The sequence below is a fragment of the Streptococcus sp. GP0011 genome (assembly GCF_030546305.1).
Lineage (GTDB): Bacteria > Bacillota > Bacilli > Lactobacillales > Streptococcaceae > Streptococcus.
In genome coordinates this window covers 175,034-201,215 of record NZ_JAUONR010000003.1, presented here as the reverse complement: position 1 = coordinate 201,215, position 26,182 = coordinate 175,034, and the positions used below count along the sequence as shown (strand labels likewise).

Sequence of the window (26,182 nt, the reverse complement as noted above, 5' to 3'; positions counted from 1 at the left end):
TCATAACAAGTCTCGCTGTTTAAGATAGTGCCGGAAAACATACTTTTCAGTATACAATTCGGAATGACGACACTATCACAGGTTTCTGCCAGCTACTCCCTTGAGTAGTACTATTATATCAAAATTTGAAAAGTTTTCAAGGGTTAAAATCAGATGAAACAAGACTAAATTTGAATTTTCCCATGAAAACCAGTATAATGTAAGAATACTATATGACTAGAAAGGAAGCCCGATGAACCAATCCATGTCAAATCTCAAATTGGCAGAACGTGGAGCTATTATCAGCATTTCGACTTACCTCCTCTTGTCTGCGGCAAAATTGGCAACTGGTCACCTCCTGCATTCTTCCAGTTTGGTGGCAGATGGTTTCAACAACGTATCCGATATTATTGGAAATGTTGCTCTCTTGATTGGGATTCGGATGGCACGCCAGCCTGCAGACCGTGACCATCGTTTCGGTCACTGGAAAATTGAAGATTTGGCTAGCTTGATCACTTCCATCATCATGTTCTACGTTGGCTTTGATGTTCTTCGGGACACCATTCAAAAAATTCTCAGTCGGGAACAGACAGTTATCGACCCACTGGGTGCAACTCTCGGAGTCGTCTCTGCGTCAGTCATGTTCGCAGTTTATCTCTATAATACTCGCCTCAGTAAGAAATCCAAGTCCAAGGCGCTCAAGGCTGCCGCCAAGGACAATCTTTCCGATGCTGTTACCTCACTTGGGACTTCCATTGCCATCCTAGCCAGCAGTTTTAATTATCCAATCGTGGATAAATTGGTCGCTATCATCATCACCTTCTTTATCTTAAAGACAGCCTATGATATCTTTATCGAGTCTTCCTTTAGTCTTTCAGATGGTTTTGACGACCGTCTGCTGGAAGATTATCAGAAGGCCATCATGGAGATTCCAAAGATTAGTAAGGTTAAGTCCCAAAGAGGTCGCACCTACGGTAGCAATATCTACCTTGATATCACGCTGGAGATGAATCCCGACCTATCAGTCTATGAAAGTCACGAAATAGCAGACCAGGTCGAATCCATGCTGGAAGAGCGTTTTGGAGTCTTTGATACCGATGTCCATATCGAGCCAGCTCCCATACCTGAGGATGAGATTTTAGACAATGTCTACAAAAAACTGCTCATGCGTGAGCAATTGATTGACCAAGGAAATCAGCTAGAAGAACTCCTTGCTGAGGACTTTCTCTATATCCGTCAAGATGGAGAGCAGATGGATAAAGAGGCTTATAAGTCTGAAAAAGAACTTAGTGCTACGATTAAGGACATTCAGATTACCTCCATTAGTCAGAAAACCAAGCTCATTTGCTATGAGCTAGATGGTATCGTCCATACCAGTATCTGGCGTCGCCATGAGACTTGGCAAAATATTTTCCACCAGGAAACTAAAAAAGAAGACAAACAATGACCCTATCCAATGGATAGGGCCTTTTTGATTATTCTACTTCAAGTCAAGACCGACTATGACAGTTTGGAAGATTTGCTTTTCGAAGCTTGTTTTACCTCTTTTCTTGCTTGACGATTTTGTTCGATACGCCATTCTCTTTCATAGTACTTCATGGTCTCATAGATCCTTTCAGGAAGACCTACATCTAATAGAAAGATCGGGATGATCAAATCTGCTGACGAATGAAAAGGGAGAATCCTTCTCTTCAGTAGAGCTAGAAAGGATTGGGATTTCACATTTTCCTTGTTTTTAAAATAGACTTCAATCCGATAGGAATCCCTGTACTTCCCTCGAATCCGAGAAAAGGAAAACTCTTCTACATCTGTCCAAGCATAGAAACGACTGGGTTTCTTTGGGTTTGGTTTGTAGTAAAACCCCTCGACAGTACAGCTCAAATATTCCTTATCGGAACTTAACAGCCTGTATGTCTGATAAACAACTACTCCAGCACAAAAGAGGACAAGCAGTATTAATAACAGACTTATCGTATGAAGTCTGGTTCCCTTTTGCGAGTACAAATGGAGATAAGAGAGAGGTAGTAAGAAAAAAAGCACTGAAGTCAAGCCAAACAAGGCATTCCAAATGATTTTCTTGGGACTACGTTTAATGACTTTTTCTTCCATCATGCCAACTCACTTAAATATTCATAACGTTCGTATTTTTCAAGGAGTTCTTCGTTTTTCTCATCCAGTTCTTTTTGAAGCGTCGCCAGTTTGCCAAAGTCAGAACCATTTGCCTGCATCTCCTCTTCAATAACAGCGATACGATTTTCCAAGGCTTCAATATCTCCTTCAATGCTTGCCCACTCCTGCTTTTCTTGGTAGGTCATACGTTTCTTGTCTTCTCGAATCTTGACCACTTTCTCCTTTTCGGCCTTTTGAACTTGATTGGCCATCTCTGTTTCAAAGGCTTTTTCATCAAGATAGTCGGTGTAATGACCAAAGAAAGGACGAATCTTGCCATCCTCAAAAGCGAGAATCTTGGTCGCTACCTTATCCAGGAAATAACGGTCGTGGCTAACTGTCAAGACAGGCCCTGCAAAGCTCTGCAAGAAATTTTCCAAGACTGTCAAGGTTGCAATGTCCAAGTCATTTGTCGGCTCGTCCAAGAGAAGAACATTTGGTTTTTCCAAGAGCAATTTGAGGAGATAAAGGCGTTTTTTCTCTCCACCTGACAATTTCTCAATCAAGGTTCCATGCGTCGAACGTGGGAAGAGAAACTGCTCCAGCAACTCTGCAATGGAAGTCGTAGAACCACCACTGGTCTTAACCTCTTCTGCTACTTCCTGCAGGTAATTGATAACCCGTTTGCTTTCATCCAAACCTTCAATTTGTTGAGAAAAATAGGCGATGCGAACCGTCTCACCGATGATCACTTGGCCTTTAGTCGGCTCAAGACTCCCTGCGATGAGATTAAGCAGAGTTGACTTCCCGACACCGTTGTCCCCAACGATTCCGATACGGTCTTTGGCTTGCACCAATAGATTAAAATCTTGCAAAATGGGCTTGTTTTCATAGGAGAAGGAAACATTCTGAAACTCGATGACTTTTTTCCCAATCCGACTGGTTTCAAAGTTCATGGTCAAGTCTGTATCAGCAACGCCACCTGAAACTTCTTTTTTCAAATCGTGGAAACGATTGATACGGGCCTGTTGCTTGGTCGCACGGGCCTGCGGTTGTCTACGCATCCAGGCTAATTCTTGCTTATAGAGTTGTTCCTTTTTGTGGAGAAGTGCTGCATCACGCTCATCTTGTTCCGCTTTTAGGCGAACATAGTCCTGATAATTCCCCTGATACTCGGTCAAGCCTGCTCGGTCCAACTCGAAAATCCGTGTTGATAGTGCATCTAGGAAATAACGATCGTGGGTGATAAAGAGAACTGTCTTCTTAGAATTTTTCAAAAAGAGGGTCAGCCACTCAATGGTCGCAATGTCCAGGTGGTTGGTCGGCTCGTCCAGAAGCAAGAGATCGTGGTTTCCTAGGAGAACTTGCGCCAACTGGATACGTCTTCTTAGACCTCCTGACAATTCACCAACTGGAGTCGACAAGTTCTGAATACCTAGCTTGCTGAGGACCGTCTTGACCTGGCTTTCAATTTCCCAGGCTTGGAGAGAATCCATCTCTGCCATGACCCGTTCCAAACGAGCCTGCTTGTCCTCACTGTAGTTGAGCATGATTAACTCATACTCACGAATCAACTGGATTTCCTTGAGGTCGCTAGAGAGAACCGTATCCAAGACCGTCTTGCTATCATCAAAATCAGGATCCTGGGTCAAGTAGCCAATCTTATAGTCATTCTTTGCCGAAAAGGGACTGACATCCCCATCAAAGCCAGAAACGCCAGAAAGGACGTCTAAAAGGGTGGTCTTACCCGTTCCATTGACACCTATTAGACCTATTCTATCCAAGTCATGGATGATAAAAGAAATATCCTTAAAAACGGTCTTGTCTCCAACGGATTTGCTTAGTTTTTCAACGATAAAATCACTCATTTTTTCTCCCTCAGGTAAGCATGGATGGCTTGACGATCATTTTCCAATTCTCCATCGACAATGGCAAACTCAATCTCTGTTAAAATCTCTCCCAAGTCTGGTCCTGGCTGGTAACCATATTCCTTAATCAAAATTCCACCGTTAATCTGAATTTCTTTCTTGTCATGAATGGTCAAACTCTGGTAAGTTTCTTTGATGGCTTGTGGGTTGACTTCTTTCCCTTGAGCCTGACGAAGACTTTCGGCTTGTAGAAGGGAATCCAAATCAAAGCGGTAACAATCGCGCTTGCTCAGCTCTCCTTCTTCTCGCAAAGTCAAAATAGTCAGCAAATCCTGAACCTGCTTAGCAAACTGGCGTGAGGTTTTCCATGCCTTCAAAAATGGCTGTGTATCTTTAATCTCCAAAGCCCACAATAGAGCTGCCCAAGCTTGTTCAGAAGATTCAAAAGTGAAATCATTCTCCAAATCAAACAGTCTGTTGAGCTTGTCCTGACTCCCTACCATGTCTGGAAGATAGTCATAAGCTCGACTCTCAATCATGGAAGACAGACCAACTCGCCAAAAAGGTGCCAGCAAGAGTTTATCAAACTCAACGAAGGTGCGCTCTACAGAAATTTTCTCCAAGAGTGGCGTCAAAGTCTTCATCGCCTCAAAAGTTTCTGACTCAAGTTTAAAACCGAGACTGGCCTGAAAACGGAAACCACGCATAATCCGCAGAGCATCTTCGTTGAAACGCTCACTAGCCACTCCAACTGCTCGCAAGACTTGGTTTTCCAAATCCTCTAAACCATGAAACAAGTCAATGATTTCACCTGTCTCATCCAAGGCAAAGGCATTAACTGTGAAATCACGACGTTTGAGGTCTTCTTCTAGCGAACGCACAAAGGAAACCGCACTGGGTCTGCGATAGTCCACATAGACATCTTCAGTTCGAAAGGTGGTTACCTCATACTCTTCATCCCCATCTAAAACCAAGACAGTTCCGTGCTCGATTCCGATATCGGCTGTTCGCGGAAAAATCTGCTTGGTCTCCTCTGGATAGGAAGAAGTCGCAATATCCACATCGTGGATAGGACGATTGAGGAGGGCATCTCGAACAGAGCCCCCAACAAAATAGGCCTCAAAGCCTGCTTCTTTAATTTTTTCTAATACTGGTAAAGCCTTCTGAAATTCAGAAGGCATTTGCGTTAATCTCATAATAAGTGTTCTAATCCATAGACAAGCTCATGACGCTTGACAACTTCTTTGATTCCCAAATTGACCCCTGTCATGAAGGAGCTACGATCATAGGAGTCATGACGAATGGTCAATCCTTCTCCCTGATTGCCAAAGATAACTTCCTGATGAGCTACCAAACCTGGTAGACGGACTGAGTGGATCCGCATGCCATCAAAGTCAGCACCACGGGCACCAGCAATCAATTCTTCCTCGTCAGGCGCACCTTGCTGGATCGACTCACGCACTTCCGCCATCAACTCAGCCGTTTTAAAAGCTGTTCCACTTGGAGCATCTTTTTTCTTGTCATGATGGAGCTCGATAATCTCCACATTTGGGAAATATTTGGCAGCCTGCGCCGCAAATTGCATGAGCAAGACAGCGCCCAAGGCAAAGTTAGGGGCAATCAAGCCACCCAAATCTTGTTCACGAGAAAATGCTTTTAGTTCTGTAATTTCTTCACTAGTAAAGCCTGTTGTTCCAACTACTGGAGCAAAGCCATTTTCAAGAGCAAAGCGTGTATTTTCGTAGGCAACGGCTGGTGTAGTAAAATCCACCCAGACATCAGCCTCAAATCCAGCCAAGTCAGCCTTATCGTTGAAAACAGGAATTCCCTGCCATTCTGACTCAAACTCAAAAGGATCCAAAACTGCGACCAAGTCCAAGTCTAGATCAGCCAAGACCATCTGACAAGCAGCTTGGCCCATCTTTCCCTTAAAACCGGCAATAATTACTCGAATACTCATCTCTACTCCTGTCTAAGATACAAAGCCTGTAAGAACACAAAGTGAAAATAGGAGTTCTGATCAAGGAGTGTCTACTCCTTGGAAGAACTATCTTTTTCACTCAGGGTTCCAGGCGTGTTCAATTATCAAGATACAAAGGACGTTAGCTGCCCATGAAAAATAGGGAATGGCGCTGACTTTCCATGAAAGGCAAGACAGGCATCTTTTTTCAAGAGGCAGGTAGGCCGTGTTCAATTGCTAAGATACAAAGCCTGTAAGAACAATTTAGACGATTGGTGTATAGCTCAAGGCGATACTACCTTCTCCAAGGTGGGTCCCAATGACACTACCAAAGGTTTCAATTGGAATTTCAGCAGTCACACCACTCTCCATCAAAAGCTGACGTAAATCCGCTGCCTTTTGAGGAGCGTTCCCATGAATGACTGTTATACGGTAGTTCCCATCTTTTGTCAACTCCTTGATGATTTCCACCAAACGTTTGATTGCCTTCTTTTCTGTACGAACTTTTTCGTAAACTTCAATCACCCCTTGGTCATTAAAGTAGAGGATAGGCTTGATACTGAGGAGATTCCCTAAGATAGCAGCCCCATTTGACAAACGTCCTCCCTTAACCAGGTGGTCGAGGTCATCTACTATGATAAAGGCTGAATTATCAGCAATTTGAATCCCCAACTTCTCCTGAATCTGGGCAAAATCATCGCCTTGTTCTGCCCATTCAAAGGCACTCTCTACCATAAATCCTAGAGGGGAACTTGTGATATGGGTATCTGGAAAGGCAATGATCAAGCCATCATACTCATCCAACATGTATTGGATGTTCTGATAAAAGCCTGAAATTCCTGACGAAAGAAAGAGTCCTAAGACATGGGTATAGCCCTCATCTTTCAAGGAACTTAGAATCTCATCCAGTTTAGCAATACTTGGTTGACTAGTTTTAGGCAATTCTGCAGACTGAGCCATTTTTTGATAAAATTCCTCAGCAGTCAGATTGACACCTTCGACATACTCCTCTCCATCGATATTGACAGGAATATCCAAGATAAATAGATTCTCTCTTTGCAGCGTCTTCTCCTCTAAATAGGCTGAAGAATCTGTAATGACAGCTAATTTCATGACTAAAACTCCAAATTGATCCCTGGAAGATCCAAGGCGATTTCTGTTACTTCATACGTCAAACGATTGAGCATGTTCAAACATGGACGTGCCAGAGTTTCGACTTCTTCTTGGTTAAATTCGCTTGGTTCGTTAACAATGCGACCTTCCACATGGTTAACTTGAGAAATTGTTCCGCTGATGACAAATTTGTCAAAGACAATCATGAAACTCAAGATAACGACTAAAGAAGTTACTTGGTTTTCTTGGTCATGTTGGAGCAACTGAAAGTTCACATCTACCTTAGTTTCAGGAGCTCCATTTTCATTTTCCCATTCAAAGTTACGAGCATCAAAGTGATACTGGCTAACAAATTCTTGTTCTCGTTTAAGATTCATTTTTCTCTCCCATTGCTACAATTTACTATGCAATTGTACCACATTTTTATGATTTCATCTAGTTTTCTAGGCTTTAGTCAATTCCGATTTCATCTTTAACAACAGCAGCAATTGTATCTACGTAGTAGTTAACTTCTTCTGTTGTTGGGGCTTCTGCCATGACGCGCAAGAGGGGTTCTGTTCCACTTGGGCGGACAAGGATACGACCGTTCCCTGCCATTTCTTCTTCCATCTTTTCGATGATTGTCTTGATGGCTGGTACTTCCATGGCTTTCTCTTTCATAGCATTTTCCACTCGGATATTGACCAGTTTTTGTGGGTAAATCGTTACTTCTGATGCTAGTTGAGACAAACTCTTGCCTGTTTCTTTCATGATTTTAGTCAATTGAACAGCTGATAATTGACCATCACCAGTTGTATTATAATCCATCAAGATAACGTGACCAGACTGTTCACCACCAAGGTTGTAGCCTGATTTTCTCATTTCTTCAACGACATAGCGGTCACCAACAGCAGTCACTGCCTTGTTAATGCCAGCACTCTCCAAGGCCTTATGGAAGCCAAGGTTAGACATAACCGTTGTCACGATGGTGTTTTGAGCCAACTGGCCTTTTTCAGAAAGGTATTTTCCGATGATGTACATGATCTTATCACCATCGACGATGTCGCCATTTTCATCAACAGCAATCAAACGATCACTGTCTCCGTCAAAGGCCAAACCAATAGCTGACTGGCTTTCTTTGACTAGTTCTTGGAGAGCTTCTGGGTGTGTAGAACCCACATTCAAGTTGATATTAAGACCATCTGGTTTCTCACCGATAACTGTCAACTGAGCACCTAAATCAGCAAAAATCTGACGAGCACTCGTAGCTGCTGCACCGTTGGCTGTATCCAAGGCAACTTTCATTCCCTCAAGAGGCGTTCCAGTTGAAACAAGGTAGCCTTCATACTTACGCAAACCTTCTGGATAGTCCACCAAGGTTCCCAAGCCCTCAGCACTCGGACGAGGAAGTGTGTCTTCGGCAGCGTCCAACAAGGCTTCGATTTCTGCTTCTTTTTCATCATCAAGTTTGAAGCCATCCCCACCAAAGAACTTAATTCCATTATCAAGGGCTGGGTTGTGACTCGCTGAAATCATGACACCCGCACTGGCTCCCTCAGTTTTAACCAAGTAAGCTACTGCTGGTGTTGCAAGAACACCGAGTTTGTAGACGTGAATCCCTACTGATAGAAGACCTGCCACCAAGGCAGATTCTAGCATTTCTCCTGAGATACGTGTATCACGTCCTACAAAGACTTTAGGGGCTTCTGTTTCGTGTTGACTAAGAACATAACCACCAAAACGTCCCAGTTTAAAGGCCAATTCTGGCGTCAGTTCTACGTTTGCTTCTCCACGGACTCCATCGGTCCCAAAATATTTACCCATTTTGTTAATCATCCTTTTCTACTTTTTTATTTATTCTTGTTTAGACGAGTCTGGTTTTGTTTCTGAACTCGTTGAAGACGAGCTGCTAGTCGAGGATCCTGTTGATGAGGTCGTTGACGAAGAACTCGAGCTAGACGATACTGTTTTGGTTGTAATTTTCATTGTAGTGTCAAATGGCATAATGACGCTTGGCAAGACATTTCCATTTTTATCAACTGCTTGTAGTGGAACAGAGGCCGAGTAGTTACCTGTTATCCGTTCACTCGTTGGTAAGATGGCAATGACACGATCTACTCTAGAGAGAGTTTCCTCATCACTAATGACCGATACTTTTTCATCTGACACAGTGACTGTATCAATTTTCACACGAGAATCAATCTGACTAGGGTCAATCTCTGGCACAACAATTACATTATCTCGTTTTACTTTTTTACCAACCTTGACTGTTATCTTTTGCGGTGTCGCAACAGCCGTCAAACCACTCGGTAAATTTTCAATGGTTAGAGGAACTTCAATGGTCCCTACACTGGCATTGGTTAAGTCAGCTTTGACCTTGAATTTTCGAGTGCTTTCCTGCATCTCGCTCGCTAAAGCAACTCTGTTTGACCCTGTCAGAAAGACCGTCACCTCAGATGTAAAACCACTGATAAAATACTGATCACTGTCATACTGAATATCAATTGGGACATTAAGAACTGTGTTTGTATAAGTCTCCGTCCGCACCTGTCTGGCACTGTTGCTATTCTGATAGTTTGTCAATGTTGCATAGATAAAGAGAATGCAGGCGAAAAAGAAGGAAGAAATGATGTATAGACTATTTTTTCTCATGTTTCAATCCTCCTAGCAAACGCTCTTTCAGACCTTGTTTTTTCTCGGATTTTGGAAGTAAGATTCTTCTCAATTCAGCTTCAAACTCTTCCAAGGTCAAATCATGCTTAAAGACTCCATTATAGGTGATTGAGATTCCACCTGTTTCCTCAGAAACCACAAAGGTAAGAGCATCCGATACTTCTGACAAACCAATCGCCGCCCTGTGGCGTGTTCCAAACTCCTTGGAAATTCCTGTATTTTCAGTCAGGGGTAGGTAGGCTGAAGTTACGGCAATCCGGTCTTCTCTGACAATGACCGCTCCATCGTGTAAGGGTGTATTGGGGATAAAGATATTAATCAATAACTCGGATGAGATTTTCGCATCTAGAGGAATTCCAGTTGAGATATATTCCTGCAAGGTTCTCACTCGCTGAACAGCAACCAGAGCACCTATCTTACGCGGACTCATGTACTCGACTGATTTGACAAAGGCACGAACCATTTGCTCTTCTGCACTAATAGGGGCATTGTAAAAGAAATCAGTAGCTCGACCCAATCTCTCCAAACCAGTCCGAATCTCTGGCGAGAAGATAACCACCGCTGCGATGACCCCGTAGGTGATAATCTGATTGATCAACCACGAAATGGTCGTTAATCCAATCATATTGGACAGAATCTGGCCTAGAATAAAGACCAAAACTCCCCGAACTAAGATCATGATTTTAGTTCCTGCAATCGCTTTGGTAAAATGGTACAAAATATAAGTCACAATCAAAATATCAATCAGATTGATGACTATCGTCCAAGGACTTGAAAACAAACTCGTCCAGTATTGCAAATTGGATAATTGTTGAAAATTCATCCCTGGCCTCCTCCCTGTCAAAACACTTTCCGTACTATTATACCATTTTCTGCTCATTTTTTCCCCATCCTACTTCATTTTAAATTAAGCAAAATTATGATAAAATAAACTGACTAGAAAAAACGAAGGAGAAATCATGTCTCAACTCTATGATATTACCATTGTAGGTGGCGGTCCTGTCGGCCTCTTTGCTGCCTTTTACGCCCACCTACGCCAAGCCAAAGTCCAAATCATCGACTCTCTTCCCCAGCTCGGTGGTCAGCCTGCCATCCTATACCCTGAAAAGCAAATCCTTGATGTGCCAGGTTTTCCAAACTTAACTGGGGAAGAGCTGACCAATCGCCTGATTGAACAGCTAAACGGCTTTGAAACACCGGTTCACCTCAACGAAACTGTTCTTGAGATTGAGAAACAAGATCAAGGATTTAGCATCACAACCAACAAGGGAAGTCACCTGACTAAAACCGTCATCATTGCTATGGGGGGCGGTGCCTTTAAACCACGTCCACTCGAATTAGACGGTGTTGAGAACTATGAAAATATCCACTACCACGTTTCCAACATCCAGCAATACGCTGGTAAGAAAGTGACCATCCTTGGTGGAGGGGACTCAGCAGTTGACTGGGCATTAGCTTTTGAAAAAATCGCCCCAACTACTCTCGTTCACCGTCGAGATAACTTCCGCGCCTTGGAACACAGTGTGCAAGCCCTGCAAGAATCATCTGTGACTATCAAGACACCTTTTGTACCTAGCCAACTCCTTGGAGATGGAAAAACCCTAGACAAACTGGAAATCACCAAAGTCAAATCGGATGAAGCAGAAACGATCGAGGTAGACCACCTCTTTGTCAACTACGGCTTCAAGTCTTCTGTCGGAAATCTTAAAAACTGGGGACTGGACCTCAATCGCCACAAGATTATCGTCAACAGCAAACAAGAATCCAGTCAAGCAGGTATCTATGCTATCGGCGACTGCTGCTACTATGAAGGAAAGATTGACTTGATTGCCACAGGACTGGGTGAAGCTCCAACAGCTGTTAACAATGCCATCAACTACATTGACCCTGAGCAAAAAGTACAACCCAAACACTCAACCAGTTTATAAGAAAAGAACCACGGATCAACTGATTCGTGGTTTTATAGTTCATCTGCTATCTTGTTTATTTTTCTAAGTCTGTGATTGACGCCACTTTTGGTTAGGGGATTGCTCAGACTATCTGCCAACTGCTGGATAGAGTAGTCTGGATGCTGAATCCGCAACTGTGCTACCTCTTGCAAATCCACGGGTAAATTTTCCAAACCCATTCTATCTTTGATTTTACTGATATTGTTGATGGTCTTCATACTAGCAGAAACCGTCCGAGCGATATTAGCTGTCTCGGCATTATTAGCCCGATTGAGATCATTACGGGTTTCACGCAAAATCTTGACGCGCTCAAAATTATCACGCGCCTCCATAGCCCCAATTACGATCAAGAAATCCATAATGTCTTCTGCCCGCTGGAGATAGGTAACTGCACCTTTCTTGCGCTCAATAACCTTGGCGTCCAGCAAAAACTGCTGAAGAAGAGAGCCCAGTCCTTGGGCATGGTCCAGATAAACGGAACTGATCTCCAACTGGTACTTGCCAGACTCAGGATCTCGAATGCTACCATTTGCCAGAAAGGCCCCACATAAGTAAGCACGACCAGCCTCCTCATCTGCTAAGATATCGGGATCAATACCCGTCTCCAAACCAAAGAAGGAATCCGCAAGCCGCAAATCAGCTAAAAGCTCCTGCACCCTCTCATCAGTATAGACCGTGTAGACACGATTCTTGCGAAGATTGCTTCTCTGATGGTGACGAATTTCTGACTTGATCTCATAAAAATGGAGAAAGGACTCATAAAGGTGCCGAGCCAACTTGGCATTTTCGGTCACGACGGACAAGGTCAAGCCCGAACTAGATAGACCGATACTTCCAGACATCTTGATAATGGCCGATAGTTCATAACGACTGAGATGGTGTTGACCAAGAATTTCCTCTTTTACTGCAACTGTGAAACTCATTTTCTCACCTGTATAATGCGCATCAATTCGTCTACAATCAAATCGCCATCATGGAAGGCTCCTCCATTTTCCAAACGAAGGAAGTTGGATGAAATCACACGAGGAACCTGCTTGCAAAGACCAGCAAAGTCATGCTCTACCTGAACCAAATACTCATCAAAACGGTTGGTATCCATGTATTCTCTAGGAACCTTTTCGATATTAACTAAGACCGTATCAATAAATGGCCGACCTAAGTGTCGATGGAGGACTTCCACGTGGTCACTGTCTGAAAAGTGCTCTGTTTCCCCACGCTGGGTCATGATATTGCAGACATAGGCGATCTCTGCCTTGGTCTCCAAGAGAGCCTGTCCAATCTCCTCAATGACAATATTGGGCAAAATCGATGTAAAGAGGGAACCAGGCCCCAAGACAATCATGTCACTCTCGAGAATGGTATTGACTACTCGACGGCTGGCTTGCGGTGTTTCATCATCCAAGGTATTGGTCACATAGACATGATCGATCATGCCTGGATGATCTGCAATGTGGCTCTCACCTGCCACCTCAGAACCGTCTTTAAAGACTGCATGCAGTGTCAAAGGCTGATCGCTTGATGGGTAGATTTTTCCTGTTGTGTGGAAAAAGAGACTTAGCAGCTGCATGGCATTATAAGTGGACCCTTGCATTTCAGAAAGCCCTGCTATGATGATATTCCCCAGTGGATGACCCGCAAAAGCTCCAGCCTCTTCTGAGAAACGGTACTGAAAAACCTTCTCATAAAACTTAGGCATATCCGACATGGCTACCAGAACATTGCGAAGATCTCCTGGTGGTGTCAGCTGTTGGATATTCTTTCTTAGTTCACCAGAAGAGCCACCATCATCAGCTACCGTTACGATGGCTGCGATATCAACATCCTTTTCTCGCAAGCTTTTCAAAATGACGGGGATACCAGTTCCTCCACCAATTACCGTTATCTTTGGTTTTCTCATGAACGGTTTACCGTTTCCTTTCTTCTGTCTTTGTCACGATGGCTTTCATTGACAGGCCAGTTTTTAGCAAGGTCCTCAGCAATTCGTTTGGCAAAGGCAACACTACGGTGCTGCCCACCTGTACATCCTACTGCAATGGTTAAAACAGACTTGCCTTCTTTTTTGTAACTTGGCAAAATGGGTTCAATCAAGGCGAGTAAGTGCTGATAGAAACTTTCAGACTCTTCATGATTCATCACATAGTCATAAACTGCTTGATCCTCACCTGTCTGATTACGAAGCTCCGGAAGGTAGTATGGATTTGGCAAGAAACGGACATCAAAGACCAAATCTGCATCAATAGGGATACCATACTTGAATCCAAAAGACATGACTTCGATACGAAAAGACTGAGCTTGCTCTTGGTCTGAAAATTGCTCTGCAATGGTTTTACGCAGTTCACGCGGAGTGAGTTCTGTCGTATCCACTACATTTTGACTCATGTTTTTCAAAGGTGCTAAGAGTTCACGTTCCAACTTGATGCCATCTAAAATTCGACCATCTGCTGCTAGAGGGTGACTTCTTCTAGTTTCCTTATAGCGTGCCACCAATTCCTTATCTGCTGCGTCTAAAAAGAGGATTTTGAAGTCCAAATCGTCTTGGTTTTCCAATTCATCCAAAACGGCCTGAATCTCTGAAAAGAAGGAACGGCTCCGCATATCCACTACCAAGGCCAGTTTGTGGTCATCATCTTTAGTTTCAACCAACTGTAAAAACTTTGGCAAGAGGGCTGGCGGCATATTGTCAATGGTGAAATATCCCAAATCCTCGAAGGACTGAATGGCTACTGTTTTCCCTGCACCACTCATCCCTGTCACAATTACCAGGTGAAGTTGTTTCTTTGTCATCTATCTCTCCTTATATCAAAAAAAGTTTGGCAGAGCCAAACTTCAACTAGCTTATCCAATCTCTGCGATCACTTCAATTTCGACTTTTACATCACGAGGAAGACGTGCAACCTCTACAGCTGAACGAGCTGGAAATTCCTCTTTAAAGGCAGTCTGGTAAACCTCATTAAAAGGAACAAAGTCGTTCATATCGCTCAAGAAGCAAGTTGTTTTGACAACATGGTCAAAGTCTGTTCCCGCTTCAGCCAAAATAGCACCGATATTTTTCAAGACTTGTTCTGTCTGTTCTTGGATCGTTTCTCCTACAATTTCTCCAGTTTCAGGTAAAAGAGGAACTTGACCGCTAGCAAACAAAAGATTGCCAACGATTTTCCCTTGAACATAAGGTCCGATAGCTTTTGGAGCTTTGTCTGTATGAATTGTTTTTGCCATTTCTTTCCCTCATAATTTTTCTAATATTGCATCCCAAGCCTGATTCATCCCTGCCTTGCTGACAGATGAAAAGAGGATGAAGTCGTCACTTGGGTCAAAGTTTAATTTCTTTTTGATTGCTGATTCGTGCTTGTTCCATTTACCACGAGGAATCTTGTCCGCCTTGGTCGCAACAATGATAACCGGAATCTCATAATACTTGAGAAATTCGTACATCTGCACATCATCTGCTGACGGGTCGTGGCGGAGATCCACCAAACTGACAACCGCACGGAGATTTTCCCGAGTCGTTAGGTACTCCTCAATCATGCGCCCCCACTTTTCACGCTCCTTTTTAGAAACGCGGGCATAGCCATAACCAGGCACATCCACAAAGCGCATCTTGTCATCAATGTTGAAGAAGTTGAGTAACTGGGTCTTCCCAGGTTTTCCTGATGTACGAGCAAGATTTTTGCGGTTCAACATGGTGTTGATAAAGCTAGACTTGCCGACATTTGAACGCCCTGCAAGGGCAATCTCTGGCAGGTCATCCTGCGGATAGTGGGACTTGTTTGCCGCACTGAGCAGGATTTCAGCATTGTGTGTATTAAGTTCCATAGTCACCTCTAGGCTGTTTCTAGGATTGGTTTTTCCGTTCCATCGACAGCTTCTTTTGTGATGCGGACCAATTTCACATTTTCCTGACTCGGTACTTCAAACATAACATCTAGCATGGTTTCTTCGATGATGGAGCGAAGACCACGCGCCCCTGTCTTGCGTTCGATGGCTTTATTGGCGATTTCCTGAAGGGCTTCGTCGTCAAATTCCAACTCAACATCATCATAAGAAAGCAAGGTTTGGTATTGTTTCACCAAGGCATTTCTTGGCTCCTTCAAGATGCGAACTAAGTCATCGACCGTTAATTGCTCAAGAGCTGCAAAGACAGGCAAGCGTCCAATCAACTCAGGGATAATCCCAAATTTTTGAATATCTTCTGCGATGATTTCTTGCATGTAGGAGCTGTTTTCGTCAATCGCCTTGTTATTTTGGCCAAAACCGATGACTTTTTCTCCCAGACGTTGTTTAACTATTTCTTCGATGCCATCAAAGGCACCACCCACGATGAAGAGGATATTTTTGGTATCTACTTGAATCATCTCTTGTTGTGGATGTTTGCGTCCACCTTGAGGCGGTACGCTAGCAACGGTTCCCTCGATAATCTTGAGGAGAGCTTGTTGCACTCCTTCACCCGAAACATCACGTGTGATAGACACGTTCTCGCTCTTCTTGGCAATTTTGTCAATTTCATCTACGTAGATAATCCCACGTTCTGCACGTTCGATGTTAAAGTCAGCAGCCTGCAAAAGTTTGAGGAGGATATTTTCCACGTCCTCACCCACATACCCAGCCTCAGTCAGAGCTGTCGCATCTGCAATAGCAAAAGGCACATTCAAGCTCTTAGCCAAAGTCTGAGCCAAGAAAGTTTTCCCTGAACCAGTTGGACCAATCATCAGGATATTTGACTTCTGCAAATCCACATCTTCTGACTCTTCACGCGTATCATGGAAATTGATGCGTTTATAGTGATTGTATACAGCCACTGCCAAGGCACGTTTGGCACGATCCTGACCAATCACATAGTGGTTTAAGATATTGAGGAGTTCGATTGGTTTTGGTACTTCAGACAAGTCTGCCAAGACTTCCTCAGCCAACTCCTCCCGAATGATTTCCTGGGCCAACTCCACACATTCATTACAGATAAAGGCGTTGTTCCCAGCGATTATTTTCTTTACTTCTTCTTGGCTTTTGCCACAAAATGAGCAATAAACCATCATATCATTTTTCCTATTTGTAGGCATGATTTCCTTCCATTCTATATTTTCATTCTATCTAAAATAAGGTCATATAAAAAGCGTGGACACTGTTGACCAGATTGGTAAAAGCATTCAACCAGAGTAAGGCAGACAGTCCATAGCGCTTCTTACGAAAAGCCTGTGCTCCAGTCAAAATACAGATCACACACAAAAAAGCTGTAAAAAATCCAAATATACTGCGCTCCATTAGACTTCCTTTCTATCTCGGTATTCGATGGTAAAATCATAGTCGTTTTTCTCATCTCGGGTGTAAGATTTGCTTGCGACTGTCTCAAAATGAGACAAGTCAAACTCCTCAGGGAAATAGGTATCTCCCTCTACCTGAGCATGAATCTGTGTCACGATGATTTCATCTAAATATGGCTCAAAAGCCTGAAAAATCTGTTTTCCGCCAATGATATAGAGATTTTTTTCCTGACTCTGATACCACGCTAAAACAGACTCCACATTTTGAAATACGAGCGCCCCATCTATGACTTCTTCGCTATTGCGCGTTAAAATCAGGGTTTGCCGTTTTGGAAGCAGACGACGTCCCATACCATCAAAGGTCACTCGTCCCATCAGTATAGCATGATTTAAAGTTGTTTCCTTAAAATGTTGCAACTCTGCTGGCAAATGCCAAGGGAGACGATCTTCCTTCCCAATCACACCTTTTTCGTCTTGGGCCCAAATGGCTATGATTTTCTTTGTCATGCTTCCGTCCTTTTTATTGATACTACTATTTTATCAAAATTCTCCCAAAAAGGCTGTTTTGAAACGCGTGCAAAAGAGAGAAAAGGAGCAGGCTTCATTTAGCCTGCTCCTCTCGTCCCTAGGACGTATATTTTTTTGCTTCTGATTCAATTTTTTCAACCACTTCTTGGATACTTAGTCCAGTTGTGTCAAGGTAAACTGCATCCTCAGCCTGTTTGAGAGGTGAGGTTTCACGATGACTATCCTTGTAGTCACGCGCCGCAATCTCTTCTTTCAACGTTTCCAAGTTAGTCTCAATCCCTTTAGCAATATTTTCCTTATAACGACGCTCTGCTCTTTCTTCAACAGAAGCCACTAGGAAAATCTTGAGTTCAGCTTGTGGTAAAACAACTGTCCCGATATCACGCCCATCCATGACGATACCGCCTTGCTGAGCAATCTCTTGCTGGAGCGAAACCAGTTTCTCACGCACTTCAGGAATGGCAGCAATGCTTGAAACCTTGTTGGTCACTTCATTTTCACGAATCGGATGCGTAATCTCAACATCCCCTACAAAAACAAGCTGTTCTCCAGTTTCTGAACGTCCAAAACTAATGGGGTGTTGGTTAAGAAGCTCGAGAAGTTGATCTACATTTCCTGCATCCAACTGGTGTTTGAGCGCTATATAAGTCGCAGCACGGTACATAGCACCCGTATCGAGATAAGTGTAACCAAAATCCTTAGCGACAATCTTTGCGACCGTACTCTTGCCACTCGAAGCTGGACCATCGATAGCAATTTGAATTGTCTTCATGACCGACTCCTATCTTGTCTTAATCACATCACCTGGGTTGGCAAACCAAGATCCAGATGACATATGAGAAGGATTTAGGGCTTCTAGCTGGGCAATGGAAATCCCTGCACGTTGAGCAAGAGCTGCTTCTCCCTCTCCAGGCTGTACTGTAAGTGTTCCTTCACCTTCTGTATGTTCTTCCGAACTGCTCTCTGAAGGTGTTGATTCAGAAGAAGCTGTTTCCTCTACCTTACTACTTGAAGATGATGATGCTTCCACTTTAGAACTTGCACTGGTAGAAGGAGACGATGCATCATAGAAGTCCTTCAAAGATGAAGTACGATTGCTTCCTCCGGTTGATAGGTAAATCAATACAACTACCATTGCTACAACAATTACAAAGAAGAGGCTAGCTAGAACCGTCAAGACACGATTCGCAACAACGCCTTTCCCTTTTTGTTTCCGGTGTCGACGCTCTGATCTTGTTTCTTCCTCATTGTTTTCGTAAATATCTTCTTGCCACGGTTCTTTTTCCATACCTTACTCCTTGTTTTTTTTACATTTTCTTATTACAATATAAATATGAAACTCACACTTATACCCGAACGGTGCATCGCCTGCGGGCTTTGCCAAACTTATTCTGAACTCTTTGATTACCATGATAATGGAATCGTTCGATTTTACGATGATCCAGTTGAATTGCAAAGAGAAATCGCTGAGACCAGCGATGTTCTGGAGGCCATCAAAAATTGTCCTACAAGAGCACTTCTAAAAGATCCATCGTAGGAAGCAGGGAATAAATATAATTGATTTTTTCTCATTTTTCCCACATCTACTAGTTTAGCATATTTCTAGGTAAAATTATAGTCTTTTTTGGTTATTTTTTCCTTCAATAATAGAAAGATCACTTTTTTCTTTGACGAGATAGAGTGGTCTTTTTTTGGTCTCTAGATAAATCTTACTGATATACTTGCCGAGAATCCCAATCGTCAGGAGTTGAATCCCTCCAAGAAAGAGAATGACAGCCATCAAAGAGGTCCAACCAGATGTCGGATTTCCCAAGATAAGAGTCCGAAACACTACAAAAAATGTCATCACAAACGAAAGAAAACAAGATAGGAGTCCCGCTACAAAGGCTATACTCAAGGGAAAATCTGAAAAGTTAAGAATCCCTTCAATCGAGTAGAAAAAGAGTTGTCTAAAACTCCAACTGGTCTTGCCAGCCTGTCGTTCAACGTTTGGATAGTCCAGATAGTGCGTTTTAAAACCCACCCAGGCAAAGAGTCCTTTAGAAAAACGATTGGATTCGGTCAGGGTTAAAATAGCATCTACTACAGACCTTCTCATCATGCGAAAATCACGGACACCTGAGGGCAAGGCTACTGGGCTAATTTTTTGCATGAGGCGGTAAAAGAGGTTCGCACAGAGACTACGGAAAAAGGGTTCTCCCTCCCGACTAGTTCTCCGTGTCCCAACACAGTCTAAGTCTGCATTCTGGTCTAGTAAGGCCTTCATCTCAAGTAGCATACTAGGAGGATCCTGAAGGTCTGCATCCATCACGACCACCAAGTCTCCAGTTGCATGCTGCAAGCCTGCGTATAAGGCTGACTCTTTCCCAAAATTTCGTGAGAATGAGACATAACGGACCGCAGGATTTTGCTCCCGATAGGTCTTTAAAAGCTCTAAAGTCCCATCGCTTGAGCCATCGTCTACAAAGACATATTCGACCTCTGCTCCCAAGTCAAGAAGCAGAGCTTCCACAGACTGATAAAAAAGAGGAAGTACTTCCTCTTCGTTTAGACATGGGACAATGATTGAAATCATCATCTTAGTCTTCAAATCCATTTGGATGCTTGCTTTGCCAACGCCATGCGTCTTCACACATTTGGGCGATGTCGAGTTCTGCTTTCCAGCCCAGTTCTGCTTTGGCTTTTGCTGGGTCTGAGTAGCAGGTAGCTATATCACCTGGGCGGCGTTCTACGATGCGGTAAGGAATAGGACGTCCCACTGCTTTTTCCATGTTTTGAATAATTTCAAGAACGGAGTAACCTTTCCCAGTTCCAAGGTTATAAACATTAAGACCTGAACCTTTTTGGAGTTTTTTCAAAGCTGCAACGTGACCTTTGGCCAGGTCTACGACATGGATATAGTCACGAACACCAGTTCCATCTTCTGTATCGTAATCATCTCCAAATACTTGCACTTGCTCTAGTTTGCCAACTGCTACTTGTGAAACATAAGGTAAGAGATTGTTTGGAATTCCATTTGGATTTTCTCCTAGGTCTCCACTTTCATGCGCTCCGATTGGGTTAAAGTAACGAAGCAAGACCACATTCCATTCCGAGTCTGCTTTGTAAATATCCGTCAAAATTTCCTCAAGCATAAGCTTAGTGCGGCCATATGGATTGGTCACTGAAAGTGGGAAATCTTCCAAGATTGGCACTGTATGAGGATCTCCGTAAACTGTCGCAGAAGAACTGAAAATAATGTTTTTACAGTTGTTTTCTTCCATGACCTTCAAAAGACTAACAGTTCCAGCGATATTGTTGTCATAGTAGGCAAGAGGAATACGGGTAGATTCACCGACAGCCTTCAAGCCAGCAAAGTGAATGACTCCTGTTGGTTCTTCTTGTTTGAAAATGTCACGAAGAGTATCTGTATCACGGATATCTGCCTCATAGAAAGGCACTTCAACTCCTGTAATTCTTTCAACAACTTCTAAACTTTTTCGATTGCTGTTGACAAGGTTATCCACCACAACAACCTGATGACCTGCTTGGATTAACTCAATAACTGTGTGGGTTCCGATAAAACCTGCTCCACCCGTCACCAAAATCTTTTCTTGCATCTTCTTTCCTCGATTCTCGGATTATTTTTTCTTATTTTACCATTTTTGATAGGGAATGTCATTTGCCATCCTAGAGGGGAGGCTAAAATTTCAGTAAAATTCTATTCTCTTTTTACTCGTTTGACATAGTTTTCAATTGGGTAGTTTAGAGGGTCCAAGGTCAACTCCTTGTCTTGGACCAGTTGAGCTAAATGGTAACCGATGATAGGACCCGTTGTGAGGCCTGATGAACCTAGTCCACTAGCCGCATAGACACCTGCTAAGCCTGGCACCTGTCCAAAGAAAGGTGAGAAATCACTGGTGTAGGCACGGATTCCCACACGCTCACCCGATGATTTCGCTCCTGCCAAGGCTGGATAGTGAGGCAAGGCCGCATCCTCCATTTGTTGGAGCAAGCTTTCATCCACTGTCAAGTCAAATCCCATGTCATTTTCATGAGTAGCTCCTAGGGACAATTTCCCGCCTGCAAAAGGAATTAAATCCCACTCCCCTTCTGGCATGACAACAGGGTAAGCTTCCATGTCTTGGGTAAGTTGATAATCTCGGAGTTGTCCTTTTTGGGGACGAATATCTACTTCATAACCTAAAGGCTCTAACAGATGTCCCAACCAAGCTCCCGTCGCCAAAATAACCTGATCAAATACCTCTTCGTCAATCTGGTAACCTGATGCTAAAGGTGTCAGAGTTACTTTTTCTTTGACCAGTTTGACCTGACTAGCTTCTAGCAAACGAGTCACTAAGAGTTGACCATCTACTCTCGCTCCACCAGAAGCATAGAGCAGGCGGTCAAATGCTTGCAGACCAGGAAAAAACTCATTTGCAGACGCTTGGTCTAAAATGGCTAACTGGCCTATCAAGGGAGACTCTTCTCTTCGCTCTATGGCTAGTTGATAGAGTTCTTCTAGCTTGGATTCATCCTTTTTCAAGAGAAAAACTCCCGAACATTGGTAAAAGTCAATTTCCTGGCCAGACTTTTCTAAATCAGCCAACAAATCCACATAAAAGTCAGCCCCCAAGCGTGCCATCTTGTACCAGGCTTTATTACGACGTTTGGAAAACCAAGGACTGATAATTCCCGCCGCGGCCTTGGTAGCTTGACCTTGTCCATGGTCAAAAACAATCACCTCTAGGTCACTTTCTTGTGAGAGGTAGTAGGCTGCTGTTGCTCCCACAATTCCTGCTCCGATAATGGCAACTTTTTTCATTGTCTTCACCTTCTAACTAGATATGGTGGAAAGGATTGGTCGATGCCTGACTAGGCAAGATATCAACAGTCCAGCCCTTTTCTGCCTTCCATTGAGTAAGAAGTGCTGCAATTTTTTCGACAAAAAGGATTTCGATATAGTGGCCCGGGTCCAGCGCCAACAAGCCATCAGACAGCATGTCTTGGGCAGTATGGTAGTAGATATCACCAGTAATAAAGACATCCGCCCCTTTTGCCAAAGCATCAGAGTAGAAAGACTGACCACTACCACCGCAAATGGCAACTCTTGAAATTTCCTTCTTCAAATCACTCTCTTGATAATGCACCATGCGAAGACTATCAAGACCAAAGACTTGCTTGACATGCTTGGCCAATTCCCCAAATGTCTGAGGCTGAACATTCCCAATACGTCCAATTCCACGTTCTGGACCTGTTTCCTGCAGATAAGTCGTCTCATCGATTCCTAGCATCTGGCAGAACCAGTCATTTAGCCCATTATCAACGATGTCAATATTGGTATGGCTGACATAAACTGCGATATCATGCTTAATCAAATCAATGTAAATCTGATTTTGTGGACGGCTGGCGACCAAATCCTTAATGGGACGGAAAATTGGCGCGTGCTTAACGATAATCAAATCCACACCCTTTTCAATGGCCTCTGCCACCGTCTCTTCACGAATATCGAGAGCAACCATGACCCTTTGGATATCCTTGTCTAGAGTTCCGATTTGCAGGCCACGACTGTCTCCCTCCATGGAAAATTCCTGAGGGCAAAAGGCTTCATATGCATTAATCACTTCACTTGCTAACATGGAGCACCTCCTTGATGGCTTGAATTTTATCTACTAGAACTTGACGTTCCTTCAGATTTTTTTCTGGGATTTGACTAAGAGCAAACTCTAGCTTAGTAGCTTCTTTTTGCCATTTTTTGATAAAGACTGGGCTGACTTCTTTGGACAAGAAAGGACCAAAGCGAAGGTCACTGGCTGATAGCTTCATTTGTCCCGCTTCCACCACCAAAATTTCGTAGAATTTGCCAGCTTCTTCTAGAATGCTTTCGGCTACAATCTGAAAACCGTGGTCTTGTAGCCAGATGCGCAAGTCGTCTTCACGATTATTAGGCTGGAGGATTAAACGTTTCACACTGCCAAGCTTGTCCAATCCTTCTTCTAGGATCGTTGCAATCAAGCGCCCGCCCATACCGGCGATGGTGATAACCGATACCTGGTCTACCTCTTCAAAAGCTGCCAAGCCATTGGCTAAACGGACTTGGATTTTCTTCTTTAGGCCGTGAGCTTCAACATTCTTGACCGCAGACTGGTAGGGGCCTTCCACCACCTCACCAGCAATAGCACGCTCAATTTGGCCTCTCTCGACCAACTCGATAGGCAGATAAGCATGGTCACTCCCCACATCTAGTAAAATGGCCCCCTGTGTCACAAAGGACGCCACCAATTCTAATCTCTTTGAAATCATCTTCTCTCTCTTTCCAAAACTCTGTTACCTCTTATTATACCACATTTCAGTTAGCAATCTTGCACCTAAAAAGACCACAATCCACAGATTGCAGTCTTTCTTTATTTTCTAGCTTGGTAACGACTGGTTTGAATGAAAATCACGGTAAAGACCAACATCATGGCCCCATAAACAGGCAGTGTTTGTCCTGTCAAGGTCGAAATTTCAAGCAGTTTCTGGATCATTGGGAAAAGAGCTGTGGCTAGGAAGCCTCCTACTGACCAGACAATCAAGAGGACACGCCAGAGAGTAAATGGCATGCAGGCTCTAAATACGGATAAGAAACCAATTGACCCAAGGAGATAATAGAGTAGGGTTGAGATTTCTAACTCAGACCAACCTTGACTAGCCCCAAAGATTTTGACAAAAAGAACGCTGAACACGACCATGAGGGCACTTGGTAGGGCACGAAGCATGGATTTTCTGAGGAAGTTTGGTTCAACAGGCTTGATATTTCGCTCAAAAGTCAGAACGAATGGTGGGAAACCTTCCACGAATTGGTCAATCATGGTAATCTGGATTGGAATGAAGGGGAAAATCAAGATCCACTCAGACCGTCCCAGAAGAACACTGGCGATACAGATAACTGCTAACAAGAAGGAATAGATTGTCTTTATCAAGAAAATCGGTGCAATATGGGCGATGTTATTGACCACACGACGACCTTCAAAGAGAATCTCAGGAACATCATTAAAGTCAGAGTTCAAGAGAACCAGATTAGCAATCTGACGAGTCGCAGGATCTCCTTCAGCCATAACGATAGAACAATCTGCTTCGCGGAGAGCTAGGATATCGTTGACACCATCCCCTGTCATTGCCGTTGTATGCCCTGCTTTTTTCAGAGTTTGGATGATGAGTTTCTTTTGATGAGGGGAAACACGTCCGAAAATAGCTGTCTCTTCAGCCATGGCAACCAATTCCTCATCTGTGATTTTTGAGCAATCTACATAGCTGTGATAGTCTACAAAGCCAGCCTTCTGGGCAATGCTGGAAACCGTAACTGGATTGTCGCCAGAGATAATCTTGAGACCCACTTCCTGAGAACGGAGGTAGTCCAGCGTCTCAGCGGCTCCTTCTCGAATGGGGTCCAAGATTTCCAGCAAGGCCAGGGCCTGAATGTCAGACGGTTTCTGTGGTTTATGATGATCAAGTTTTTCCTGACTGAGTGCCAAGACCAAGACACGCGACCCTCTCTCTAGGGCCTCTCTAGCTTCTGGGACTTCAGAGTCCAACAACATCTCAGGCGCACCTAAGAAAACCGTACCTAGCCCTTCTAACTCCATAGCTCCCCACTTGCGATCGCTTGAGAAAGGAAGATTCGAAATCATAGGGTAAGCAACCTTTCCTTGGAAACGCTGGCGAATAGCCTGAGCTGTTGGATTTTTATCCTCACTATGAGCTATGTAGCTGGTCAGAATGTTAGTAATAGCCTCATCACCATAAGTTTCCGTCAGAGGAAGAACCGCCTCCACCTGCATCTTTCCTTGGGTGATGGTGCCCGTTTTGTCCAGACAGAGCATATCCACGCGCGCCAAGGTCTCGACAGAGTACATCTCCTGCACCAAGACCTTTTTCAAGCCCAGCTTAATCACCGCAGTCAAGAGCGAAGTAATGGTCAAAAGGGCGATTCCCTTAGGCAACATTCCCAAAAGGGCAGTCGATGAATTTACAACAGATGACTTGAGGGGCAAACCCTTTAAAATCAAGGCTTCTAGGAGGAGAGCTAGACCAAAGGGAATGATAATCTTCCCAGTAAAACCAGCTAGCTTGTCCAGCGATTTCATGATACGGGAGTTGATCGGTTTCACTGTCTTGGCTTCCAGCATGAGTTTGGAAGCATAGTTTTCTGCACCGACATGGTGAACTTGAGCCAAAACTGATCCACTGGCTAAGAAACTTCCAGACAAAAGCAAGGCGTCAACTTCTTTTTGCACCAAATCACTCTCACCCGTCAACATGGCTTCATTGACTTCCGCAAAGCCTTCTAAAACCTGCGCATCACTAGGAATCTGCTCCCCAGCCGACAGACGAATCACATCACCCAGCACCAATTCTTCTGGATTGATGGCAATATCCTGACCATCACGAATGGTTTTGACCTTTTCCTTGGTCATGAGGTTGAGCTTGTCCACCATGTGTTTGGCCCGTAGTTCGGTCACAATTCCAGAAAAAGCGTTAAAGCAGATAACAGCAAAGAAGACCAAATTGCTCCAAGCCTGCACAAAAGCTAGCGCCAAGGCAATGGCAAAGTTCAACGCGTTAAAAAGTGTAAAAACATTTCGTTTGATGATTTGCCAAGTACTGGTACTGGCTGATGCGGTAAAGTCATTGACCAAACCTTGAGCCTGTCTTTCCTTGACTTCTCTTTGGGTTAATCCCATTATCTTATTTTTATCCATAAATTCTATCATATCATTTTTTCTAGCAGAATTCTAATCCTATCCAAAA

28 protein-coding genes are annotated in these 26,182 nt (G+C 43.6%); 3 read left to right on the top strand and 25 right to left on the bottom strand.

The genetic code is table 11. From position 1 onward, the window contains the following. Positions 1–232 precede the first annotated feature (232 nt). Positions 233–1,426 carry a CDF family manganese efflux transporter MntE gene (gene mntE, locus Q4443_RS05145; protein WP_049519070.1) on the top strand — a complete coding sequence of 398 codons (1,194 nt, stop codon included), beginning with the start codon at positions 233–235 and terminating at the stop codon, positions 1,424–1,426. A gap of 53 nt (positions 1,427–1,479) precedes the next feature. On the opposite strand, the gene Q4443_RS05140 is transcribed toward mntE, so the two are convergent. From Q4443_RS05140 to cdaA, 9 genes are all read right to left on the bottom strand, one after another. Then, the gene (locus tag Q4443_RS05140; RefSeq protein ID WP_049519071.1) at positions 1,480–2,091 is read right to left on the bottom strand and encodes a hypothetical protein; all 612 of its coding nucleotides are present in this window, start codon (positions 2,089–2,091) and stop codon (positions 1,480–1,482) included. Continuing rightward, positions 2,088–3,956 carry an ABC-F family ATP-binding cassette domain-containing protein gene (locus tag Q4443_RS05135; RefSeq protein ID WP_042902718.1) on the bottom strand — a complete coding sequence of 623 codons (1,869 nt, stop codon included), beginning with the start codon at positions 3,954–3,956 and terminating at the stop codon, positions 2,088–2,090. Before Q4443_RS05135 ends, Q4443_RS05140 begins: the two co-directional genes overlap by 4 nt. Then, on the bottom strand, positions 3,953–5,152 hold the full coding sequence (locus tag Q4443_RS05130) for a CCA tRNA nucleotidyltransferase (RefSeq protein WP_080978810.1): 1,200 nt from the start codon (positions 5,150–5,152) through the stop codon (positions 3,953–3,955). Before Q4443_RS05130 ends, Q4443_RS05135 begins: the two co-directional genes overlap by 4 nt. Then, complete coding sequence (gene dapB, locus Q4443_RS05125) at positions 5,149–5,916, bottom strand: 4-hydroxy-tetrahydrodipicolinate reductase (RefSeq protein ID WP_049519073.1); 768 nt, start codon at positions 5,914–5,916, stop codon at positions 5,149–5,151. The genes Q4443_RS05130 and dapB overlap by 4 nt, the downstream gene beginning before the upstream one ends. Before the next feature lie 264 nt (positions 5,917–6,180). Beyond that, positions 6,181–7,029, bottom strand: a complete 849-nt coding sequence (locus Q4443_RS05120) for a DegV family protein (protein WP_049519074.1) — start codon at positions 7,027–7,029, stop codon at positions 6,181–6,183. A 2-nt stretch (positions 7,030–7,031) separates the two neighbouring features. Beyond that, positions 7,032–7,406 carry a DUF1149 family protein gene (locus Q4443_RS05115; RefSeq protein WP_001050092.1) on the bottom strand — a complete coding sequence of 125 codons (375 nt, stop codon included), beginning with the start codon at positions 7,404–7,406 and terminating at the stop codon, positions 7,032–7,034. Between the two features lie 73 nt (positions 7,407–7,479). Beyond that, on the bottom strand, positions 7,480–8,832 hold the full coding sequence (gene glmM, locus Q4443_RS05110; protein ID WP_049519105.1) for a phosphoglucosamine mutase: 1,353 nt from the start codon (positions 8,830–8,832) through the stop codon (positions 7,480–7,482). A gap of 30 nt (positions 8,833–8,862) precedes the next feature. Further along, on the bottom strand, positions 8,863–9,660 hold the full coding sequence (locus Q4443_RS05105) for a YbbR-like domain-containing protein (RefSeq protein WP_049519075.1): 798 nt from the start codon (positions 9,658–9,660) through the stop codon (positions 8,863–8,865). Further along, entirely contained in the window at positions 9,647–10,504 is an 858-nt protein-coding gene (gene cdaA / locus Q4443_RS05100) for a diadenylate cyclase CdaA (RefSeq protein ID WP_049519076.1), read from the bottom strand. The genes Q4443_RS05105 and cdaA overlap by 14 nt, the downstream gene beginning before the upstream one ends. 136 nt (positions 10,505–10,640) lie before the next feature. Between cdaA and Q4443_RS05095 the strand changes: the two genes are divergently transcribed. Beyond that, a complete protein-coding gene (locus Q4443_RS05095; protein WP_303408072.1) occupies positions 10,641–11,609 on the top strand; it encodes an NAD(P)/FAD-dependent oxidoreductase in 969 nt (322 codons plus the stop codon). Between the two features lie 32 nt (positions 11,610–11,641). On the opposite strand, the gene whiA is transcribed toward Q4443_RS05095, so the two are convergent. The 10 genes from whiA to Q4443_RS05045 all read right to left on the bottom strand — a co-directional run bounded on the left by whiA (position 11,642) and on the right by Q4443_RS05045 (position 18,701). Next, on the bottom strand, positions 11,642–12,553 hold the full coding sequence (whiA, locus tag Q4443_RS05090; protein ID WP_000011296.1) for a DNA-binding protein WhiA: 912 nt from the start codon (positions 12,551–12,553) through the stop codon (positions 11,642–11,644). Beyond that, complete coding sequence (locus Q4443_RS05085) at positions 12,550–13,527, bottom strand: YvcK family protein (RefSeq protein ID WP_001231059.1); 978 nt, start codon at positions 13,525–13,527, stop codon at positions 12,550–12,552. The genes whiA and Q4443_RS05085 overlap by 4 nt, the downstream gene beginning before the upstream one ends. Next, positions 13,524–14,414, bottom strand: coding sequence for an RNase adapter RapZ (rapZ, locus tag Q4443_RS05080; protein ID WP_000163039.1), 891 nt, complete (start codon positions 14,412–14,414; stop codon positions 13,524–13,526). Before rapZ ends, Q4443_RS05085 begins: the two co-directional genes overlap by 4 nt. A 51-nt stretch (positions 14,415–14,465) precedes the next feature. Then, positions 14,466–14,846: a RidA family protein gene (locus tag Q4443_RS05075; protein WP_042902708.1), complete on the bottom strand. Its 381-nt coding sequence runs from the start codon at positions 14,844–14,846 to the stop codon at positions 14,466–14,468. Between the two features lie 9 nt (positions 14,847–14,855). After that, a complete protein-coding gene (yihA, locus tag Q4443_RS05070) occupies positions 14,856–15,443 on the bottom strand; it encodes a ribosome biogenesis GTP-binding protein YihA/YsxC (protein ID WP_049519078.1) in 588 nt (195 codons plus the stop codon). A gap of 8 nt (positions 15,444–15,451) precedes the next feature. Next, positions 15,452–16,684 carry an ATP-dependent Clp protease ATP-binding subunit ClpX gene (gene clpX / locus Q4443_RS05065; RefSeq protein WP_002874765.1) on the bottom strand — a complete coding sequence of 411 codons (1,233 nt, stop codon included), beginning with the start codon at positions 16,682–16,684 and terminating at the stop codon, positions 15,452–15,454. A gap of 31 nt (positions 16,685–16,715) precedes the next feature. Further along, positions 16,716–16,886, bottom strand: coding sequence for a hypothetical protein (locus tag Q4443_RS05060; RefSeq protein WP_000442252.1), 171 nt, complete (start codon positions 16,884–16,886; stop codon positions 16,716–16,718). Continuing rightward, on the bottom strand, positions 16,886–17,392 hold the full coding sequence (locus Q4443_RS05055) for a dihydrofolate reductase (RefSeq protein ID WP_049489755.1): 507 nt from the start codon (positions 17,390–17,392) through the stop codon (positions 16,886–16,888). Before Q4443_RS05055 ends, Q4443_RS05060 begins: the two co-directional genes overlap by 1 nt. 118 nt (positions 17,393–17,510) lie before the next feature. Then, positions 17,511–18,185 (bottom strand): (d)CMP kinase, encoded by a 675-nt coding sequence (gene cmk / locus Q4443_RS05050; protein WP_049519080.1) that lies wholly within the window; start codon positions 18,183–18,185, stop codon positions 17,511–17,513. A 9-nt stretch (positions 18,186–18,194) separates the two neighbouring features. After that, the gene (locus Q4443_RS05045) at positions 18,195–18,701 is read right to left on the bottom strand and encodes an SAG1386/EF1546 family surface-associated protein (protein WP_000410186.1); all 507 of its coding nucleotides are present in this window, start codon (positions 18,699–18,701) and stop codon (positions 18,195–18,197) included. 45 nt (positions 18,702–18,746) lie between these two features. Here Q4443_RS05045 and Q4443_RS05040 point away from each other — a divergent pair, with 45 nt between their 5' ends. Next, entirely contained in the window at positions 18,747–18,950 is a 204-nt protein-coding gene (locus tag Q4443_RS05040; protein ID WP_004246691.1) for a ferredoxin, read from the top strand. 75 nt (positions 18,951–19,025) lie between these two features. On the opposite strand, the gene Q4443_RS05035 is transcribed toward Q4443_RS05040, so the two are convergent. From Q4443_RS05035 to Q4443_RS05010, 6 genes are all read right to left on the bottom strand, one after another. Further along, a complete protein-coding gene (locus Q4443_RS05035; RefSeq protein ID WP_049519106.1) occupies positions 19,026–19,991 on the bottom strand; it encodes a glycosyltransferase family 2 protein in 966 nt (321 codons plus the stop codon). 1 nt (position 19,992) lies between these two features. Beyond that, a complete protein-coding gene (gene galE / locus Q4443_RS05030) occupies positions 19,993–21,012 on the bottom strand; it encodes a UDP-glucose 4-epimerase GalE (RefSeq protein WP_049519081.1) in 1,020 nt (339 codons plus the stop codon). Positions 21,013–21,113: 101 nt separating this feature from the next. After that, complete coding sequence (locus Q4443_RS05025) at positions 21,114–22,217, bottom strand: FAD-binding oxidoreductase (protein WP_049519082.1); 1,104 nt, start codon at positions 22,215–22,217, stop codon at positions 21,114–21,116. A 16-nt stretch (positions 22,218–22,233) separates the two neighbouring features. Then, a complete protein-coding gene (locus Q4443_RS05020) occupies positions 22,234–23,031 on the bottom strand; it encodes a Nif3-like dinuclear metal center hexameric protein (RefSeq protein ID WP_000881144.1) in 798 nt (265 codons plus the stop codon). Next, positions 23,018–23,695, bottom strand: a complete 678-nt coding sequence (locus tag Q4443_RS05015; RefSeq protein WP_000624101.1) for a tRNA (adenine(22)-N(1))-methyltransferase TrmK — start codon at positions 23,693–23,695, stop codon at positions 23,018–23,020. The genes Q4443_RS05020 and Q4443_RS05015 overlap by 14 nt, the downstream gene beginning before the upstream one ends. A gap of 101 nt (positions 23,696–23,796) precedes the next feature. Next, on the bottom strand, positions 23,797–26,133 hold the full coding sequence (locus Q4443_RS05010) for a cation-translocating P-type ATPase (protein ID WP_303408065.1): 2,337 nt from the start codon (positions 26,131–26,133) through the stop codon (positions 23,797–23,799). Between the last annotated feature and the right edge of the window lie 49 nt (positions 26,134–26,182).